Raw genomic sequence first — 18946 nt, forward strand, 5'->3', positions numbered from 1 at the left:
TATACCACTTTCTCTTGGAGAAACTAAGTGAAAAACAGTTGACTCACTCTTTTACAGAACGATTTCTAGTAAGAGTTAAAACATCAAATTTTATTATTGAATCAAGGCAACGCTTGAAACTTTACCATCCGCACCTGTTGTAATTTGGATGATTTTTCCTCCTCCGATTTTAGCATTATACTTGCCATCATCAAGAGTGTAAGAGTAGCCTCTAATAGAGTAGTTTTCTTTATTTCCTTCTGCAGTTTCTACTGTAAATTGGCCCCCTGATGAAACCGTAATAGTTTCGCCATTCGCTCCCTTCCAGTTGCCTGCAGCTGCTGAGAAATCACCATCGACCATGGTTAAAACACCCTTGTAGCGTTTGTTGTGTTCTGCTTGCTTGTCTTGAAGTTTGCGGTCAGTTGTTGGATCATAGCCTGACTGGTTAGACTGGGCTTGAGAGCCTTGCTGAGTTGAAGGTGCCTGAGATGGAGCTTGCTGACTAGGGGCTGCTTGTTCTTGTCTTGATTCAGGCGCTGGTTTCGCTTGTGACTGATCCGCCGCTGTAGAAGACTGACCAGAAGATGCCTGGGCCTTTTCAGATGAAGCTGAGCTTGAAGATTTTTGAGTCTTGCTTTCTTTGCTAGAAGAAGCTGCTTTAGAGCTTGATGATTGACTTGTCTTTGCAGAGCTACTAGTTTGAGTGGTTTCGTTTTTATTTCCACAAGCTCCTAGTAGCAAGGTAGAAGCCAACACAGTCGCTGCCATCAATTTGATATAGGTTTTCTTTTTCATTTTTTACTCCTTTGTAACGTTTTTGAAATATTAAGAAATCTTTTTGTAACATAATTGTAACATTAGATTTTGAATCTGTCAACTATTTAGAGAACCTATTTTAAAAATTGTTCCCTCCACTATTTCAATTCGTAATCGAAACGAAAAAATAGGAAATTTTTTAGATTAGAGTCCTATTTTTTGCATCGTTCTTGTGTAATTCTAAGAAAGATAGCCATTCATAAAAATGATGATAAATAAAGAGGTCGGGAACTTTGTCCCGGCCTCACTTTTTATTTCAATCGATAGGTTTTTCTTGGTTTCTTTTTAGGCACTCGTTTGAGCCCAACTTCTTCTACATATTCTCCGTATTTTACGAGAAAGTTATTGCTGACGATGGGCCGACCAGGATTGATGAGATTGACCAGCTCAGTTCCTTCGTAGACGGTGAACTCCTCCTCCAGCAGATAGAGGAAGGTCGGGTTCCAGTCGAGACGGCCTTGGATTCGTTTGATGGATTCTTGGATAATGGCATAATGGTCAAAGGCGAAGGCTTGCTCCTCCAGCTCGACTCCCTCAAGGTAACATTTGCCTGTCTGGAAATCGACATCTACAAAAACAACATCCTTAGCATCGTCTCCTGCCTGAACAAGGTCTAATGCACGGCTAGGTAGGTACACTAAGTGGGCAATGGTCACTGTCCAGCCCCGTGGGTCACGCCCAGGAGTCGATACGGTCATCAATTGCTCGATTTTTTCCAAAGGTAGATCGAGATTGACTTCTTCACTCACCTCACGCTGGCAGGCATGTGCAGCATCTTCTCCCTTGTCCATAAAGCCTCCAACCAAAGCCAAACAGTTCTGATAAGGGTGAGCCTTGCGACGAATCAGCAAGAGCTTGATTTTTCCTTCGACAAAGCAGTAGGCCACCATATCCACCGTCACACTTGGTTTTTCATATTGAGGGAGTTCCTGCTTGTAGTACCAATCCAAAAACTCCTCCTGGCTGGCATGAATTTCAAAATATTCTTTTTCTGTCATCCCTGCTGGAATCATCGTATCCGTCATTTTATGCCTCCTTACGAACTGCCTTGGTCCATTGATACCAACCCACTAGACTATTGAGTGTGTAAACCCAGTACATCCCTTGGATATGGATGTTTTCACCCCACCAGAGATAGATACTAAAGAGATTGGTTGCAATCCAGAAAATCCATTGCTCACGGTAGAGACGTGTCATCAAGAGCTGACCAACACCATTGGTCGCATCAGTAACACTATCACGGAAAGGACGAGCGCTATTGATATTTTGGTAAGCCAAGCCCATACCAATCCAGATAATGGCAGTCAAGGCCAAGTACTTGAGCCAGTCAAGAACAGATAATTTCTTAGCTTCAAAGTGGGATTCTTCTGGTTTTTCCTGTTCATTGATACGATTGGACAACCAAGCATAGAGACCAATCGGCTGCATGACAAAGAAGTAAACAGTCGTCAAAACTTCTCCATAAAAAGTCGCATTCATGGCCAAAATCAAATAGATAGCCGAGTTAATAGCCCCAAAGAAATAATTGCTTGCACGCCCTTCTGCTACCAAGATAACACAGACAATCCCAGTACAAGATGCAAACAAGCTCAACCAGTCATGACTTTCCGTATTTTGAGTGAATTCCAAGATCAAAGGAACACTCGACAAGGCGATGAGATACAACCACTGGAAAAGGCTACGGCCGACAAAGAGATCTTTCCATAGCAAGCGCATGATTCCTGCAAAACCAATCTTGCGAGCTTCGGCATGGACATTTTTAAAGTTTTCGATAAATTGTGTGATTTTTTTAGTTACTGTTTTCATAATTTTCTCCTAATCTGCTTGATAAATGGCATCGATAGCCACTTTTGCTGCTTCATAATTCCCTAGATAATCCTCCGCTAGATAAACTAGTGGAATGGTGGTTAAGTATCGCTCCCTCATCTGGTCCAAATGCTGGGAAAAACTGTAGCGAATGTGGTCTTCCGCCATGGTCATATCTCTAAACCCATCATTGACATAGGAGCCGACAGGTTGCACAAAGAGAATCAAGTCCCATTTTTCCTTGGCCAAGATAGAGGCAAAGAGATTGTCAAAGGTTTCTCCTGATAAGTCCCCTTGGTCCTCAGTCTCCATGTAATAGTCATAGTAGCCCTTGGTTACCAATGAATTGGTATCGGCTATCACTAGGCCTCGATTGGCATTGCTATCGATTAACTTAGAGGTCTGGTCATACTGTCCCAACAGGAGATAGTAGTAATCCTTTGGAGTCAATTCATCGTCGCGGACATTGTTTTTGATCTGGTACTCACGCGCGTATTCCAGACTAACGGGCGCATCGTAATACCTTGCCAAATCCTTGGCCAGAGTGGTCTTCCCATTGCTAGCACTTCCCATGATCAACACTTTCTTTGTAAACTGACGGCGGAAGGGTTGAGCGATGTATTTCCAATATTTGCTTGGATTTTCTCGAATCATAGTCGCTGAGATACCAAACTTTCTTTCTTGCAAGACGGTGCCAAATCCACGTTTAGCTAGTTCCTGCTGGTATTCTTCTTCTCCCACAAAGAAAGTCAGTTCTTGCTGGGTTTCATCATAGGAAATCTCCGCTAACATCTGGTCCAACCACTCCTGCCAGCCCATAGGGTAACGGGGAAGGTTGGTCTCATCCAGCTTGCAGACAGAGGTCAACTCGTCATCACGAAAAGCCTCTCGGATATAGCGAAATCGTTTTTGAAGACTTAAACCTACCTGCTCGCCTCGGTCTCCCTCATAGCCTGACACGACTACCCAGACCTGGTCACATTGACGCTTCGCTCGCTGGATCAGATCGATATGCCCTTGATGGAGAGGGGCAAAGGTCCCAAATACCACTGCTGTTTTCTTTTTCATAAACGCTTTACCTTTTTATAGTTTTTAATATTTTTATTTTCTGTGTTTTTATTATATACTATATTTTTGTTTTGTCAATAGTTTTTTATTACTTTTTATAAAAAGGTAACAAAAAAAGAGAAGGCCATCTTTATACTGCCCCTCAAAAGTTGGACATAAAAAATCTAACTTTTGCGGTTCACTAGCCTTCTCTTTTTATATCTTAGATTCATCTCTATATGAAATGACTTATCATTATTAGATACCAATTATAAGTAAAATCTTTGGAATCTTCAATGGTTAACCAATCAAATGCTAAATATCGAAAGTGGATATTTTTAAAAATCTGAATCATTATTTTCTTCTTTTCATCGCGATGAATGAAGTTCCAATCAAACCAAGGAGACCAAGGATCTCAAGAACTAGATTAGACGCTACTCCTGTAGATGGCAATTTCTTCTCAGTTGCTGATGTAGGATTTCCTTTTGCTACTGTTTCATTTTCAGTAGCCAATGATTTATGATTAACTTCTTTATTCTGGAATTTTCCAGTTCGGCTCTCTCCTATCTGTGTTTGACTATCTTGGATAGACGGCTTAGTCTGCTTAGGTGTAGTGACATTTTGATTCTTAGAAAGTGTCTTAATCGCAAACAAACTGAAGTGGTTCGTTTTAAAAACAACTTGCCCATTTTCAACTTTAGAAGGAATACGCTCAAGGTCGCCATTTTCCTTTACGTGATAGACGTGAACATCTGAGCCAGTCTGCCCAAGCGCGAGCCGAACAGTTCGTTCTCCATTGACATGAGTTTCCTTGCCTCCTTTAGAAAGAGATAAGTCAAACACACGAACTGTTCCCCCTCCTGTTTTACGAGCAATTTTATCAGCCAACTCTTTCGTCGTTACTTCCTTGAGATGTAACTTATCAGCATCTGTAGGTTTATCAAATATTACTGAGACTTTCGTCTTGCCATCTGCTGCCGTAAAGATTTTATGTGCCTTTGGTTGTGCCGGTGTATGTGGTTTCTTACCTTCCGGTTGAGGACTTGGTTGCATATCTGGTTTTGGAGTAGATGGCTTCTTATCCTCAGTACCGGGTTGCGCCGGTGTGTGTGGTTTCTTACCCTCTGGTTGAGGGCTTGGTTGCATACCTGGTTTTGGAGCAGATGGCTTCTTATCCTCAGTACCGGGTTGCGCCGGCATGTGTGGTTTCTTACCTTCCGGTTGAGGACTTGGTTGCATATCTGGTTTTGGAGTAGATGGCTTCTTATCCTCAGTACCGGGTTGTGCCGGTGTGTGTGGTTTCTTACCTTCTGGTTGAGGACTTGGTTGCATATCTGGTTTTGGAATTTCTTTCTTATCTTCTTTCTTTGGCACTAAGTTGGCCTTCGCTACCTTCAATTCAGATAAGCTCTTCTGAAGCTCTCCTATCTGAGTATCTAGCTGCTTTTCTGTAATATTTACTTGTTCTAGAAGCTCTTTCCCCTGTTTAATGATTTCGCTTGCGCGATTTCTGACCTTTTCATAAGCAGAACCAGCTTCTCCTGTTAACTTAGCTCCATCTGGAACCGTCTTCATTTCTTCTTCAAGCTGACTGATAGCCTTCTGAAGTTCCACAATCTGCTGAATCTTATTAAAGGATGGAAGAAATTCGTTCTTAAAGTAATCCGCTAGATATTTCCCTTCTAAGGTAGCATAATTCTTATTCCATGTTTGCTTGATACCTGATTCAAACTCTTTTTCTAGACTAGGAATTTTCGCGTATTTTTCTCGATACAAAGCGACTTGTCTTGTCATCTTTTCGATTTGTGCATGGATTTGATAATAGATAAAGTCATCTATAAACGTTTGGAGAGTTTTGGCAGTGTATGAACCTTTTTCTAACTGTTCTCTAAATGCTTTTATTTTATCAGGAGCAATCTTTTTAGAATCTTCCCAAATATCTTTTTTCTGCACCTTATAATCACTGTTATTTTCTGGTAACTCTGGATAGTTATTCACTTCAGCCAAAGCTTGCTCTAGTTTTTTTAGCTCTTCCTTAGCCTTATTCTTCAAAGATTCTATCTCTTTCGTTTCTTCAGTCGGTGTCTGAGATTTCCCATCTTTAGTTGGAGGAATATGACCTTCCATATCAGGCTTTCTTTGAGGCTCAGTTGGTTTCGTTAACCCTTTTTTGAATTCCTCCACAACAGCATTTAGCTCTGACTTCGCTGTTTCTAGAATCCGATCTAGTTCCTCTTTTGTTTGAGCTTTAGAAAGCTCTGATCTATATTTATTTACAATTCCTAAGGCATTTTTAATTAATTCATCAAATTTAGACTCGTCCTCAGATTTCAGATCCTTTTTAGTTCTATCCAACAGCTCACTCATGTGATTAGAAAGCGATAGATTAGCTTCTGAAATTTGTTTAGCCAAATCTTGCTGATCAGTCTCCTTAGCACTTCGTTTGTCTCTCGGTTTCGTTGTCTCTTTATTGCCATTAGATGTTTTGAGTTTTGCAATCTCATCAAGAAGACTGTGTTTAGCCTTCAGCACCTCTTCGTTTTTCGCGGCCTGATCGAGTTGCTGAAGCGCCTTTTTTTCCAACTCGCGTAACTGTTTGATTGTGGCATCCTCGTTTGCTTCTTCTTTGTTTAGTTTTTTCTCCTTTATGTTTTCGTCCACTCGTTCATTGACGTAGTTTTGAATTTCTTTTTCAACGTAAGCTTTGTAAGATTTGAATAACTTACCTAGATCAGCAATAACTTCTTGTTTAATCGTTTGGAGTGATTTATCCGACTCGTTCTTAAAATCATTTACAACTCGCTCTTTGATTTTATTGATTTCGCCTACTAAAGAACTTTTATCTTCTTCGGTGATACCTTTTGTAGTTGCCATATCGCTAATCAATTTCTTTTGATGGTCGAGTTCTTCATTGATTTTTTTGAAAGTATCTTCCAGCTCTCTATAACTATTCTCCAAAGTTTCTAGATTATCACGGTCATCTTCTCCCTCAATCTCTTGTATCAAGGAATCTTTCCGCTCAGTTGGTAGGGTACCTTTTCTGATTTCTTCTTTTAAACGTTTTTGAATTTCAGCGACCGCACCTGTGTTCTCTTTTGTAGAAGTATCGTGAGACTGTTCCGAGCTCTCCTTAGTCGGAGGAACTCCCTTGTTTTCATCTTTCGATTGATTTTCTTTTTCCTTCCTTTCTTGTTCTATATGCTGCTTTTCATGGTGTTTTAGTAAGTCTAGGTGAAAATCATTATCTATCGAAAGCAAGCTTCCTGTATCATTCGCCTGTTCGATTTTCTGCTGATATGCTGCTTTTTTATCTGTAGGAAGGTCACTTTCCGCTAGCTCTTTTATTAATTTTTCTTTTGCATCTTTCAAAGTTTCTCTAGCTGGTTCTGTTTTTTTATTATTTTCATAAGAAGTTTCTTTGTTTTCTCCTGCCTTATCCTTAGGTGAAGTTTGTTCAGTGACCTTAGCACTATTTGTGGATGCACTAGAGCTTATCTCACCAGCATGAGCAACACTCCCCATAAAGAAGCTAGCTACTAGTACACTAGCTACCCCTACACTAAATTTACGAATGGAATAACGCATTCTTCGTTCATGATTTGATTTAAACATATCTATATCCTCCACGATTTTAATTAACTACAGTATATCCTGCCAATATGAATTGTATATGAAATTTGCTATATTATTTTCGCTATCCTTTCATTCTTCCATTAGGAATGATAACTTCTTGCAGTAATTTCTCTTCTTCTGCTATTCTTTGATAAAGAATAACCGCATAGACAGGAAAAATAAAGATAAAAGTTACGTAAGCATGACTCACCAAAGCTAAACCAACTAGCTCAGGGAGAATATTTAAAAAGTAATTGGGATGTTTCACAATTCGAAAGAGAGGATGATCTACATATTTGTGGTTATTGACAAGCATTAGCTTAACTGTCCAAATATCTCCCAACAAGTGAATGACCAGCAATAACATCAACATGGAAAAAATAAGCAAAACTAAACCAACTATGCTCATGCCATCAAAATTTGTCTTGTGCACCAGTGTTTCAACGAAGCAAGAGAGATAAAAAACAATATGAACCATCGTTAATCGTTTTGTATTCTCAACTCCAAATTCTTTCCCGCCATTGCTAAGGATTCGTTTTTCATTCTCCATCGAACGTTTTAAAAAAATCAATCGAACGAGGAAGGTTACTAAAATAATCGCTAATACCATACCAGTATCCTTTCTTTTTTCTATATTTAAAATAATATTCTCATGTTAAACCTATGTGAACTTTAACAAAAAAGAACGGAGAGATTTCCGTTCTTTTGCTTTATACAACTAATCTGCTTGCAAGCAAATTTTAAATTCCATTCCCTGTTCATAAGGGAGAAAACTATAGGACATTTGATAACTTTCTAGGATGTTATTCACGATATAGAGTCCCAAACCAGACCCTTCAGACTTGTCTGTAACAACTTGAGAGTGGTAAAAAATATCAAACAAATGATTCAACTCTTCTTGATTAAGAGGTTGGCAGGTATTTTTGATAGAAAGATAGCCATCTTGCTCGGATAGGATTACGCGCCCATTTTTATCTGAATATTTAATTGCATTACTAATCAGGTTTGTCAGAACCTTATCCAATGCCTTGAGGCTCATGACGACCCTGGTATCATCTGTCAATTGATTTTCAATTTCTATTCCTCTTGAGTGTGCTAATTCCTGATAGCGAGATAAAACATCCGTCAAAACAGTCTGGACTATCAAGGTCTCGCTACACTCTGTCCACTCTTGGAACTTAGAGGACTCCAAGACTTCTTCAAGCAAGTGACTCATTTGATCAATTTGATCGATACTCTTTGCTATATACTTAGGGTGGTCTTTATAATCCCCAATATTGTACTGCATATTCTCTAGAATAATTCGAAGACTGGCTAAAGGGGTTTTCAACTCATGTGACGCTCCACGAACAAAAGAAACTTTCTGCTTTTGCAGCCTGATAATCCGTTCATTTCTTCTCTCAGATTCATCAATGACTGCCAGCAAGTTTTCATACACATCATTGATTTGCTTTCCAACTTCCCCAACTTCATCCTTTCGCGTTTCATCAAAGCGAATATCATGATCCAACTCCTGCATCTTACCTGTAACTTTTGAGATATAAAAGAGAGGCTCCAATAAACGTTTCGTATAGAAGTAGGAAAAGAGAAAGGCAAATACAAGCGTTGCTAAAAAGGTATAAGGGAGATAGAGAAGCATAATCCGTGTTGCCTCTTTATAAATATCCACACCCTGAATAAATTGAATGGTTACCTTTTTACCATCAGCTGTCGTAATCTGACGGTCAATCGTTACGATATAGTTAGTGGGGCTGCCTTCCTTTATTTCCAAGTCGTGCACAAGGGAAATTCTCTTATCCAGTACGTCATCTTTCAAATGGGCAGAGATGCGAAGAGATTTCGAATAGGACTCCAGCAAACTAGGCAGTTCATGAAAATTTTTGCCTTCTAAGTACCTGCTCATAATAGTCGCACTCTCATTAAACTTCTCACCCTCTTGCTGAATGTAATAAAAAGGAAAGGTCAGATAGATGGCAATGTGGATGACCAAAGCAATTGCACCTAAAAGCGAAAAACTTCTTAAAAATGATTTGGTTAATAATTTAGGATTTTTTATCATAAGCTAATTTTGTATCCGACATTTTTCACTGTTACAATGCAATCCAGATCCAACTTCTTACGAAGATTTCGAATGTAAACATCAACTACTCTATCAAGAGGCAAATCTGCAAAATCATTTGAGATAGACTCGAGTATCTGCTCTCTACTCAAGACCTGGTTCTTATGTTGGATCAAACATTTTAAAACCAACAATTCTTTCGGCTTAATTGCAACCTCCTCGTTCTTGACTCGAGCTTGGTAGGATGTGAAATCCACTGTCACATCTTGATAATGCCAAATATCCTCCACAACATAGTAACGCCTAAGCAAGGCTTGAATCCGTTTGACTAGGAGCACCAGTGAAAATGGTTTTGTCACATGATCATCAGCATAAAGGTCAAATACCTGCATCTGAGTTTCCTCATCTCCGAGCGCACTTAAGACTATTACAGGAATATCATGATTTCCATTAATTTCTTTTAACACCTCAAATCCACTCCGCTTCGGTAACATCAGATCCAAGACCATCAGATGAATCGGGAACTCATGAAATTTCTCCAAAGCCTCCTGCCCATCCTTTGCTAGAATAACATGATAGCCTTCTTCTCTCAAAAAAGCAGCTACCCCCTCTCTAATCATATCCTCATCATCTACAACTAAAATGTTCATCTATTTCCCTTCTTAACCTATCTAAAATTCACTCTTTTGCTAGGTTTACATTATTTTCATTTCATACGCAAAAAAAGAAACAGGGCTCTATTGAAATGGTGGAAATTTCAGGAAACTCTGCTCTTTTTCATTCTATACAAATCTTAATATCTATTCTTATTATAACCAATATTTACATATTGTCAACTTATTTCCTTTGGTTTCATAAAAATAAATACAAAAAAGAATCAGGATTGCTCCTGACTCTCCATTTTTAAGCAATATCAAATTTTAGTTGACCAGCTTTGACACCAATCTTGAGGGTCTTGCCTGCTACCAGTTCTCCCTTAAGGAGGAGTTCTGCCAACTTGTCTTCCACTTCTGTTTGCAGTGTTCTGCGAAGTGGACGAGCTCCCATTTCTGGATCATATCCTTGGCTTGCTAGTAACTTCAACGCTGAAGCTTGCAGTTTCAAGTCGATGCCCTTCTCTGCCAGGCTAGCAATCAATGGTTTAACCATGATCTTGACAATTTCCTGCATGTGTTCGCTATCTAAGCTATGGAAGACCACCTTTTCATCAATACGGTTGATAAACTCTGGTCGATAAGTTTTTTTCAACTCTTCAAAGATTCGTTTTTCCATATTTTCCTGGTCAAAACGAATGTCTTTCGCGCCAAAGCCAACAGTCTTGTCATCACGAAGAGCCGTCGCACCAAGGTTTGACGTCATGATGATAATGGTATTTGAAAAATCCACCTTGCGTCCCTTGCTATCTGTCAAGACACCGTCATCCAGAACCTGCAAGAGGACATTAAAGATGTCTGGGTGGGCCTTTTCTACCTCGTCAAAGAGAAGCACTGAGTAAGGTTTGTTGCGAACCTTCTCGGTCAACTCCCCACCTTCTTCGTAGCCTACATAGCCCGGAGGAGCTCCATTGAGACGGCTAGCTGCGAATTTCTCCATGTACTCACTCATATCAAAGCGGATAAGGGCTGATTCGTCATCAAAGAGGACTTCTGCTAGAGCCTTTGCCAATTCGGTCTTACCGACTCCTGTCGGCCCTAGGAACATAAAGGAACCAATCGGACGCTTGTGACTGCGAATACCTGACTGGTTGCGGCGAATCGCACGGCTAATACTTGAAACAGCTTGATCTTGGCCGATGACACGTTTGTGTAGTTCCGCTTCCAAATTAAGGTATTTCTTGGCGTCAGTCTGCGTCAGTTTTTGAACTGGGATACCTGACAAGCGACTCAGGGTAGTCAAAATTTCAGATTCTGTTACCAAGTCTTTATAGACAGGGACTTCCTGCTCCTTTGCGATTAGCTGGGCAGCTTGTTTCCACTTGCCATCCATCAGAGCCTTGTCAGCTGGAGTCAAGTCGGATTCGTCTGCTTTCACATGCTTGGATTTGTTTTGCACTGTTGCTGCCGCTTCATCCAATAGATCGATGGCAGAGTCTGGTAAGTGACGACTAGTCAAGTAACGATGCGCCATCTTGACAGCTGTTTCAACCGCTTCATCTGTGATTTGCACACGGTGGTGTTTCTCATAGGTAGCCTTCAAGCCCTGTAAAATGGTCATACTGTCGGCCACGCTTGGCTCTTCGATCGTCACTTTGGCGAAACGGCGAGAAAGGGCTGCATCCTTTTCGATATGTTTTTGGTATTCCTCCTGAGTAGTCGCACCAACCGTTCTCAGAGTTCCACGAGCCAAGGCTGGTTTCAAGATATTGGCCGCATCCAGAGTCGAGTCAATACCGCTACCAGAACCCATGATGGTGTGGAGTTCATCGATAAAGAGGATCACTTTACCATCTTCCTCGATATCCTTGATGATGTTGTTCATACGCTCTTCAAAGTCACCACGGAAACGTGTCCCCGCAACGACATTCATCAAATCAAGCTCTAGAACGCGCATCTTTGCCATTTCAGCTGGTACGTCCCCACTAGCAATACGCTGGGCAAGCCCAAGTGCTAAAGCTGTTTTCCCGACACCAGCATCACCAACCAAGACCGGATTATTCTTGGTCTTCCGACTCAAGATTTGAATCATACGTGAGATTTCCTTGTCTCGACCGATAACTGGCTCTAACTTGCCAGAACGCGCTTGCTCCGTTAGGTCATGCGTGTAGTCCTCTAGACCACCACTTTGAGCTTGAGGCATACCCATCATATTGGCCATGGAATTTTGCTTGTCAGTTACTGTGCGATGACGTTGACGTAAAGCCTTAAGATCTTCTCTAGTCCAGCCAGCACGTTCTTCTAGATTGCGACGAAGAGCAGCAATTCTAACCTGATCTTTCTGGTCTTCATAAGAAAAGCCTGCTCTCTCCAAGATGCGAGTCGCCAAGGCATTGCCATCATGCAAGATTGCATAGAGGACATGCTCTGTCCCTAGTACCTTTGCGTGGACCACTGATGCAACATACTCTGCTTCTGCAAAGAGAACTTCCAAACGATGGGAAAAGGGTAATTCTGTAAAGGTTTCGTCTTGGCTATAGTCCGTTTCAGTCAGTTCCAACGCAACCTCTTCTAAACGGTCCATTTCATAAGGATAATCATTTAGAGTCGCACCTGCCACACTGTAACTGTGATTGGACATGGCAATCAATAAATGCCAAGACTCTAGATAACGAGCTCCAAAATGGCTCGCAACCATGTAGGCACTTTCGATACATTCATTCAATGCTTTTGAATAGTTCATCTTACTTCTCTTTTCTATCTACCTCTTGCAATAGCTGCCGGAGCATATTGGCACGAACAACTGAGGATTCTTCCCCTAGGACACGATCCGTTGCTACTGAAGTTAGCAAGGTCATCTCCTGCTTGGTCATTAAGTCCTGCTCCACCAAAAGCTGGAGAATATCCTCATAGATCTCCTGACTAACTCGCTCACCAATCGAGTAAAGCAAATCGCGGAGCATCTCATGATGACTGGAAAATTCAATCCGCCCTATGCGAATGTAGCCTCCACCACCACGCTTGCTCTCAACTAAGTAACCTCTACTTTCCGTAAAGCGGGTCTTGATTACATAGTTGATCTGACTTGGCACAACCTGAAAGGTATCTGCCAACTGGCTCCGCTGCAATTCCACGATACCAGACTGGTCTAAAATCGCCTTGATATAGGCTTCGATATGATCTGATGTATTTTTAAATCTCATAGTAAATCAAACTCCTTCTTTGAACCTTGACTATCTTTGACTATTATACCGAAATTTTTGATTTTTTGAAAGGAAAAGGGAGCAAGTAAAGAATAATCTTCACCGACTCCCTATTTTTCTACTTATCTAAGCCTAATTCTGCCAAGATTTGACGTTTGTAGGCAATTTTTTGGACTTCCTTGTCCTCGTTTTCAGACCAATCTAGTTTAATTTCTGAAACAATCTGCCCAGGACGATTTTTCAAGATATAGATGCGGTCGCTGAGATTGAGGGCCTCTTCGATGCTATGTGTAATGATCAAGGTCGTCAGCTGTAGCTGTTTGTGAATTTCCAGATACCAAGCATGAAGTTCCATCTTGGTCATCTCATCCAAGGCGCTAAAGGCCTCATCCAAGAGAAAGAGCTTGTGCCCAAAAAGATAGGTACGAAGCAAGGCCACACGCTGACGCATCCCCCCACTAAGTTCGTGAGGATACTTGTCCCGTACAGCTGTCAACTGGAAGGTCGCAAGGATCTCATCCGCTCGGGCAATGGCTTCCGCCTTATCCACTTTTTGAATCAAGAGGGGCAAAATGATATTACCAAGAACGGTCTTGTGCTCCAAGAGTAGATCCTTTTGCAACATATAACTCACGCGCCCCTTGGGATTCTCCTCACCGTCCAGAACAATTCTCCCTGACTGGACTTCTAAAATCCCAGCGATTAGGTTAAAGAGGGTGGTCTTTCCTACACCACTTGGACCTAGGATAGAAACCACTTCACCCGAAGTCACCTGCAGGTTGATATCTTCTAAAATCTTTTCATCGCCATAAGCATAGCTGACGTGTTCTAGTCTAATTTCTGTCATTATTTTACAAATTCGTTAGTGAAGCCCTTATCTGTCAAGTCTTCTTTAAGGATACCATTTTCTTTATCCCATTTGTAGAAGGCATTCCAGCGATCAGCGTCAAATTGTCCCCATTTTTCCTTGTCGCTTGCGTATTCTTTTGACAAGTATTTTTGAGATTCGATGACAAAGTCACGTTTTTCCTTGAGTTCAGGAGCATTCTTGATGAGGATATCTGCAGCTTCTTCTGGGTGTTCCATGGCATATTGGTAGCCTTTTTTGATGGCTTGGATGACTTTACGAGCTTCTTCTTTGTTGTCTTTTAGATAGTCATTGTTTGCGATGATAACGGGTGAGTAGTAGTCAAACTCCTTGACATAGTCTTTCAAGTACATGAAGTTAGCATCTACGCCTTGCGATTTGGCAAGGATACCGTCCCAACCGTAGTAAATCCAAGCAGTGTCAAAGACGCCATTGGCAATTGGTGTGATCGAGTTTGAGTCGTTGTTTGGTACTTTTTCAACCTTTTCAAAGTCTCCACCTTGTGATTCCACCAAGGTTTTCAACATAGCAAGTTCAGTGGGGTCATTCCAAGTACCGTATTTCTTACCAACTAAGTCCTTTGGACTGCTGACATTGTCAGATTTACGAGAGATAATTCCTGATGTATTGTGCTCTACGATAGCGGCAACGGCAGTGATTCCGGCCCCTTTTTCCAATTTCTTAGCCATGTAGTCTTGGAAATACACTGCAAATGGTGCCTTACCATTGATAACCAAGTCAGAAGAACTTTCTTCTGGTGGCAATTTCAAGTCAACATCCACTCCAGCTTCTTTGAAATATCCTTTTTCTTTGGCTACATAAAGCCCTGTGTGGTTGGTATTTGGCGTCCAGTCTAGGACAAAGTCAATCTTCTTGAGTTCCGCTTCCTTACTGTCCTTAGAAGCAGTTCCTTGGCCACAAGCCACCAGCACGACAGCTACAAAAGCTGTTACAAGCGTTAAAAACACTTTCCATGTTTTCTTCATTTTATTTCCTCTTTTCTTTTTCTAAAACATCCTTATCTTAGGGACGTTTCCATTTAATCACATATTTTTCGCTAATATCAACCAATTTCATACCGAGAAGGCTGATAATCGACACCAGAATAATAATGGCAAACATGGTATCATACTGAAACAGTTTCTTGGACTGAATCATGTAGACACCTAGTCCTTCAAAACCTCCCAGCCACTCGGACACCACTGTTGTGATAAAGGCGTAGGAGACACTGACCCTCAGACCTGCATAAAAGTAAGGCAGACTGACCGGGATTTTAAAATGCCACAGGATTTGCCAAGGATTTGCCCGCATCAGACTAAACAAGGTCAGCATATCCTTGTCACAGTGCCTAAATCCATCTAAAATACTGACGATGATAGGGAAGGTTGTCGTCAAGATTATCAAGACAATCTTGGGCAAAATTCCATAGCCTAGCCACAAGACCAAGATAGGAGCTATAGCAATGGTCGGAATGGTCTGAACAACCACCATCATAGGGTAGATAAGATCATTGAGCCAAGTCAGACTGTCCATAAGCACAGCCATGATACAGGCAATCAAGACTCCTAAGACTAGTCCGAGTAAAGCCACTCTCAAGGTCGCCCAGCTATGGTGCCAGAGAAATTCTCTGTCACGAACAAAGGACTGGAGAATTTCAAGAGGAGTTGGCAGGATAAACTTGGGTAAAAGTTTGAATATTCCCGCTAACTGCCAGATTGACAAGACTCCGAGAAATCCCAAAAGACTAATGTGTCGTCTCAGTATACTTTTCAAGTTTCTCATCAATACTTAAAATTTCTCCTACATTTATTTTGACATTGGCAAAGCCATTATCTGCCTCCTGCCCGGCCACTTCTAGCGCTTCTTTGAGAATACGCATGAGCTCATCAAACTCCCCTTCCAAGACCGTTTCAAATGGTGTCACTACCATGGTCACGGACTGAGCTTGCAGATAGGTAATAACCTGATTGATAATAGCAATTCGATCAACCCCCTGCGATAGGGGCAAGACTTGCAAGGCAATGCTTGCTTTCATAAAAACCTCCTTTTCTCAGGTTTCCTTTTGACAAAAAGAAAACCCCTTCCATATATGGAAAAGGTGCAGAATTCGGCTAAGTATCGTTCCCTACGCTGGCATTACCCAGATCAGGTGCGGTCGAAGTTTAACACTTCCTCTCAGACTGTACACAGACTCCCATATCTTATATGGACATATAGTAACGCAAATACAAGGAAAAGTCAAGGAAACTGCTTACAGAAAATCTTGAAAAAGAGTTTGAAGGCAAATGCTTCAAACTCTATCATAACTCTCTTATTTAGCCTCGTACCAAGTTGCTCCTTCATTTTCATCTGCAATGAGGGGAACACTAAGCTGGATGGCTTCTTCCATGGTTTGTTTCACTAGAGCTTTGACGGCTACTAGTTCTGATTTTGGAACCTCGAGGACGATTTCATCATGCACTTGCAACAGCATCTTAGTCTGATAGCCACCTTCAACTAGAGCTTTGTCTAGCTGGATCATAGCAATCTTGAGGATATCTGCTGCCGAACCCTGGATAGGAGAGTTGATGGCAGTCCGCTCTGCAAAACCACGAATGTTGAAGTTGCGCGAATTAATATCTGGCAACTCACGACGACGCTTGAAGAGGGTCTCTACATAGCCCTTATCACGCGCCTCACGCACCACCTCATCCATATAGTTTTTAATACCTGGGAAGCGTTCAAAGTAAGTGTCGATGTAGGCTTTAGCCTCTTTACGGCTGATGCCCAAATTATTAGACAAACCAAAATCTGAAATCCCGTAAACCACTCCAAAGTTTACCGCCTTGGCATTACGACGGTCGTTTGGAGTCACATCCTCAGGACGTTCAATTCCAAAGACCCGCATGGCCGTCGAGGTGTGGATATCTGCCCCCTCTTGGAAGGCCTTAATCAAGTGCTCATCTTTAGAGATATGTGCCAAGACGCGCAATTCAATCTGTGAATAGTCGGAGCTGAGCAGTACACTATCCTCCCACTCGGGTACAAAAGCCTTACGAATGAGACGGCCTTGCTCCAAACGCACAGGGATATTTTGCAAGTTAGGATCCACACTAGACAAACGCCCAGTCTGAGTCAAATCTTGCACATAGCGCGTGTGGATCTTACCATCATCCAAAATCCAGTCCTGCAAGCCAATCACATAGGTAGACTGAATCTTAGCAATCTGACGGTAGTCTAGAATTTTTTTAACAATCGGAGCAATAGGAGCTAGACGCTCTAGCACATCCACAGCTGTCGAGTAACCTGTCTTGGTTTTCTTGGTGTACTCTAGAGGAAGACCCAGTTTTTCAAAGAGAAGGACACCTAACTGCTTAGGGGAATTGATATTAAACTCCTCACCAGCTAACTCGTAAATCTCTTGAGTGAGTTGCTCAATGACGACCTCATTTTCAGCCTGCATCTCAAGTAGGGTTTCTTTTTTGACCTTGATACCAGCAATTTCCATCTTGGCAAGGACAAAAGCCAGAGGTTGCTCCATGTCATAGAGAAGGTCTAACTGTCCATGTTCACTGAGTTTTTCAAGTAAAACCGGCTCAGTCTCAACCAATACAGCAATCTTGCGAGCCAAGTGCTCCAAGAATTTCTCGCGTTCAGGAATTGCCCTCTTGACCCCCTTACCATAGAAAGTCTCATCATCGACCAAATAAGTCTGGCCATAGAGATTCGCAATGGTTGAAATTTCATTATTCTCGACAGTAGAGAGGAGGTATTTGGCCAAACGGCTGTCAAAAGCAGGAGCCTGTAAATTCAAACCAAAGCGATTTAAAAGAACCTTAGCTTTCTTAAAATCATACACTTTCAGAGGTGTTTTTTCTAGAAAATCCTTGAGAATCGGCTCCTGCAAGAGCTCAAGTTTGTCTGTAGCGTAAAGTTTATCCCCACAGGACCAGGCAAAACCAACCAAGTCATCTGTATGGTAATTCTCACCAAAGAGTTCAAAGTGGAAGATAGAGTCTGCGCTCAGCATGTCTTGACTAACGTGGTCAGCGATGGCGAAATCCAAGCTTTCAGGCGCATCCGTTGATGACACATTTAGAGCTTGCTTGAGCTGTTTGAAGCCCATCTCATCGTAGAATTTCCCGAGATTTTCCACATCTGGGCCATTATAGACCAAATCATCTAGTCCAATCTCAATCGGTGCCTGAGTCTCAATGGTCGCTAGTGTTTTCGATAAAAAGGCCTGTTCCTTGTCATTGATGAGATTTTCCTTCATCTTAGAAGCCTTCATCCCATCGATATTTTCATAAATACCCTCAAGCGAACCGTGCTCTAGCAAGAGCTTGATACCCGTCTTTTCACCAATTTTAGTGACACCAGGGATATTATCAGACTTATCCCCCATAAGAGCCTTAAGATCAATAAACTGAGCTGGTGTGAGGCCCATTTTTTCCATGAGATAGTCTGGTGTAAAGGCCTCAAACTCAGCCACACCTTTCTTGGAAATCTCGACCACCGTATGCTCATCCGTCAACTGGATCAAATCCTTATCTCCGCTAACAATTGTCACATCAAAAGAATCCTTCTCAGCCAAACGGCCTAGAGTCCCGATGATATCATCGGCTTCATACTGGGCCAACTCATAATGGCGAATCCCAAGGTGGTCTAACAACTCACGAATGAAGGGAAATTGCTCACGAAACTCATCTGGAGTTTTAGCACGCCCCCCCTTGTAGTCCGCATACATCTCTGTTCGGAAAGTCGTCTTACCTGCATCAAAGGCTACCAAAACATGACTGGGCTCAACCCGCTCCAAGACATGATTCAACATGAGTTGAAAGCCATAGATTGCATTGGTATGAAGGCCATTAGCATTTTTAAACCGATCCAACTGCTGATAGAGCGCAAAAAAAGCTCGAAAAGCAACAGAAGATCCATCAATTAATAATAATTTTTTCTTGTCCATACACCCATTATAAAG

The 18946-nt window shown here is 41.6% G+C and carries 15 protein-coding genes; all 15 read right to left on the bottom strand.

Translation table 11 applies throughout. The annotated features are described in order from the left end of the window. Window positions 1-93: 93 nt before the first annotated feature. Complete coding sequence (locus KZX55_RS05605) at window positions 94-777, bottom strand: hypothetical protein (RefSeq protein WP_084852839.1); 684 nt, start codon at window positions 775-777, stop codon at window positions 94-96. 272 nt (window positions 778-1049) lie between these two features. Then, window positions 1050-1823, bottom strand: a complete 774-nt coding sequence (locus KZX55_RS05610) for an NUDIX domain-containing protein (protein WP_248025541.1) — start codon at window positions 1821-1823, stop codon at window positions 1050-1052. A gap of 1 nt (window position 1824) precedes the next feature. Continuing rightward, window positions 1825-2604 (bottom strand): nicotinamide riboside transporter PnuC, encoded by a 780-nt coding sequence (pnuC, locus tag KZX55_RS05615; RefSeq protein WP_248025546.1) that lies wholly within the window; start codon window positions 2602-2604, stop codon window positions 1825-1827. Window positions 2605-2613: 9 nt separating this feature from the next. After that, window positions 2614-3672 carry an AAA family ATPase gene (locus tag KZX55_RS05620; RefSeq protein ID WP_248025548.1) on the bottom strand — a complete coding sequence of 353 codons (1059 nt, stop codon included), beginning with the start codon at window positions 3670-3672 and terminating at the stop codon, window positions 2614-2616. Window positions 3673-4005: 333 nt separating this feature from the next. Beyond that, entirely contained in the window at window positions 4006-7263 is a 3258-nt protein-coding gene (locus tag KZX55_RS05625) for a GAG-binding domain-containing protein (protein WP_248025555.1), read from the bottom strand. Between the two features lie 82 nt (window positions 7264-7345). Further along, window positions 7346-7873, bottom strand: a complete 528-nt coding sequence (locus tag KZX55_RS05630) for an isoprenylcysteine carboxyl methyltransferase family protein (RefSeq protein ID WP_248025556.1) — start codon at window positions 7871-7873, stop codon at window positions 7346-7348. A gap of 108 nt (window positions 7874-7981) precedes the next feature. Next, complete coding sequence (bgrS, locus tag KZX55_RS05635) at window positions 7982-9322, bottom strand: sensor histidine kinase (RefSeq protein ID WP_248025559.1); 1341 nt, start codon at window positions 9320-9322, stop codon at window positions 7982-7984. Further along, window positions 9319-9972 carry a response regulator transcription factor gene (gene bgrR, locus KZX55_RS05640; protein ID WP_248025562.1) on the bottom strand — a complete coding sequence of 218 codons (654 nt, stop codon included), beginning with the start codon at window positions 9970-9972 and terminating at the stop codon, window positions 9319-9321. Before bgrR ends, bgrS begins: the two co-directional genes overlap by 4 nt. A gap of 253 nt (window positions 9973-10225) precedes the next feature. After that, a complete protein-coding gene (locus KZX55_RS05645; protein WP_248025565.1) occupies window positions 10226-12658 on the bottom strand; it encodes an ATP-dependent Clp protease ATP-binding subunit in 2433 nt (810 codons plus the stop codon). 1 nt (window position 12659) lies between these two features. Beyond that, window positions 12660-13118 (bottom strand): CtsR family transcriptional regulator, encoded by a 459-nt coding sequence (locus KZX55_RS05650; RefSeq protein WP_001211263.1) that lies wholly within the window; start codon window positions 13116-13118, stop codon window positions 12660-12662. A 118-nt stretch (window positions 13119-13236) separates the two neighbouring features. Beyond that, the gene (locus KZX55_RS05655) at window positions 13237-13965 is read right to left on the bottom strand and encodes an ABC transporter ATP-binding protein (protein WP_084852846.1); all 729 of its coding nucleotides are present in this window, start codon (window positions 13963-13965) and stop codon (window positions 13237-13239) included. After that, entirely contained in the window at window positions 13965-14972 is a 1008-nt protein-coding gene (locus KZX55_RS05660; RefSeq protein WP_057488955.1) for an ABC transporter substrate-binding protein, read from the bottom strand. The genes KZX55_RS05655 and KZX55_RS05660 overlap by 1 nt, the downstream gene beginning before the upstream one ends. 37 nt (window positions 14973-15009) lie before the next feature. Next, entirely contained in the window at window positions 15010-15768 is a 759-nt protein-coding gene (locus KZX55_RS05665) for an ABC transporter permease (protein WP_248025567.1), read from the bottom strand. Further along, the gene (locus KZX55_RS05670) at window positions 15731-16021 is read right to left on the bottom strand and encodes a thiamine-binding protein (protein ID WP_248025573.1); all 291 of its coding nucleotides are present in this window, start codon (window positions 16019-16021) and stop codon (window positions 15731-15733) included. The genes KZX55_RS05665 and KZX55_RS05670 overlap by 38 nt, the downstream gene beginning before the upstream one ends. A gap of 276 nt (window positions 16022-16297) precedes the next feature. Further along, window positions 16298-18931 carry a DNA polymerase I gene (gene polA, locus KZX55_RS05675; protein ID WP_248025575.1) on the bottom strand — a complete coding sequence of 878 codons (2634 nt, stop codon included), beginning with the start codon at window positions 18929-18931 and terminating at the stop codon, window positions 16298-16300. Window positions 18932-18946: the final 15 nt, after the last annotated feature.

It is taken from the genome of Streptococcus halitosis (assembly GCF_023147855.1).
Lineage (GTDB): Bacteria > Bacillota > Bacilli > Lactobacillales > Streptococcaceae > Streptococcus > Streptococcus halitosis_B.

Coding starts and splice junctions, on each gene's coding strand:
- KZX55_RS05605 (WP_084852839.1), bottom strand. CDS start 777: ATGAAAAAGAAAACCTATATCAAATTGATGGCAGCGACTGTGTTGGCT.
- KZX55_RS05610 (WP_248025541.1), bottom strand. CDS start 1,823: ATGACGGATACGATGATTCCAGCAGGGATGACAGAAAAAGAATATTTT.
- pnuC (WP_248025546.1), bottom strand. CDS start 2,604: ATGAAAACAGTAACTAAAAAAATCACACAATTTATCGAAAACTTTAAA.
- KZX55_RS05620 (WP_248025548.1), bottom strand. CDS start 3,672: ATGAAAAAGAAAACAGCAGTGGTATTTGGGACCTTTGCCCCTCTCCAT.
- KZX55_RS05625 (WP_248025555.1), bottom strand. CDS start 7,263: ATGTTTAAATCAAATCATGAACGAAGAATGCGTTATTCCATTCGTAAA.
- KZX55_RS05630 (WP_248025556.1), bottom strand. CDS start 7,873: ATGGTATTAGCGATTATTTTAGTAACCTTCCTCGTTCGATTGATTTTT.
- bgrS (WP_248025559.1), bottom strand. CDS start 9,322: ATGATAAAAAATCCTAAATTATTAACCAAATCATTTTTAAGAAGTTTT.
- bgrR (WP_248025562.1), bottom strand. CDS start 9,972: ATGAACATTTTAGTTGTAGATGATGAGGATATGATTAGAGAGGGGGTA.
- KZX55_RS05645 (WP_248025565.1), bottom strand. CDS start 12,658: ATGAACTATTCAAAAGCATTGAATGAATGTATCGAAAGTGCCTACATG.
- KZX55_RS05650 (WP_001211263.1), bottom strand. CDS start 13,118: ATGAGATTTAAAAATACATCAGATCATATCGAAGCCTATATCAAGGCG.
- KZX55_RS05655 (WP_084852846.1), bottom strand. CDS start 13,965: ATGACAGAAATTAGACTAGAACACGTCAGCTATGCTTATGGCGATGAA.
- KZX55_RS05660 (WP_057488955.1), bottom strand. CDS start 14,972: ATGAAGAAAACATGGAAAGTGTTTTTAACGCTTGTAACAGCTTTTGTA.
- KZX55_RS05665 (WP_248025567.1), bottom strand. CDS start 15,768: ATGAGAAACTTGAAAAGTATACTGAGACGACACATTAGTCTTTTGGGA.
- KZX55_RS05670 (WP_248025573.1), bottom strand. CDS start 16,021: ATGAAAGCAAGCATTGCCTTGCAAGTCTTGCCCCTATCGCAGGGGGTT.
- polA (WP_248025575.1), bottom strand. CDS start 18,931: ATGGACAAGAAAAAATTATTATTAATTGATGGATCTTCTGTTGCTTTT.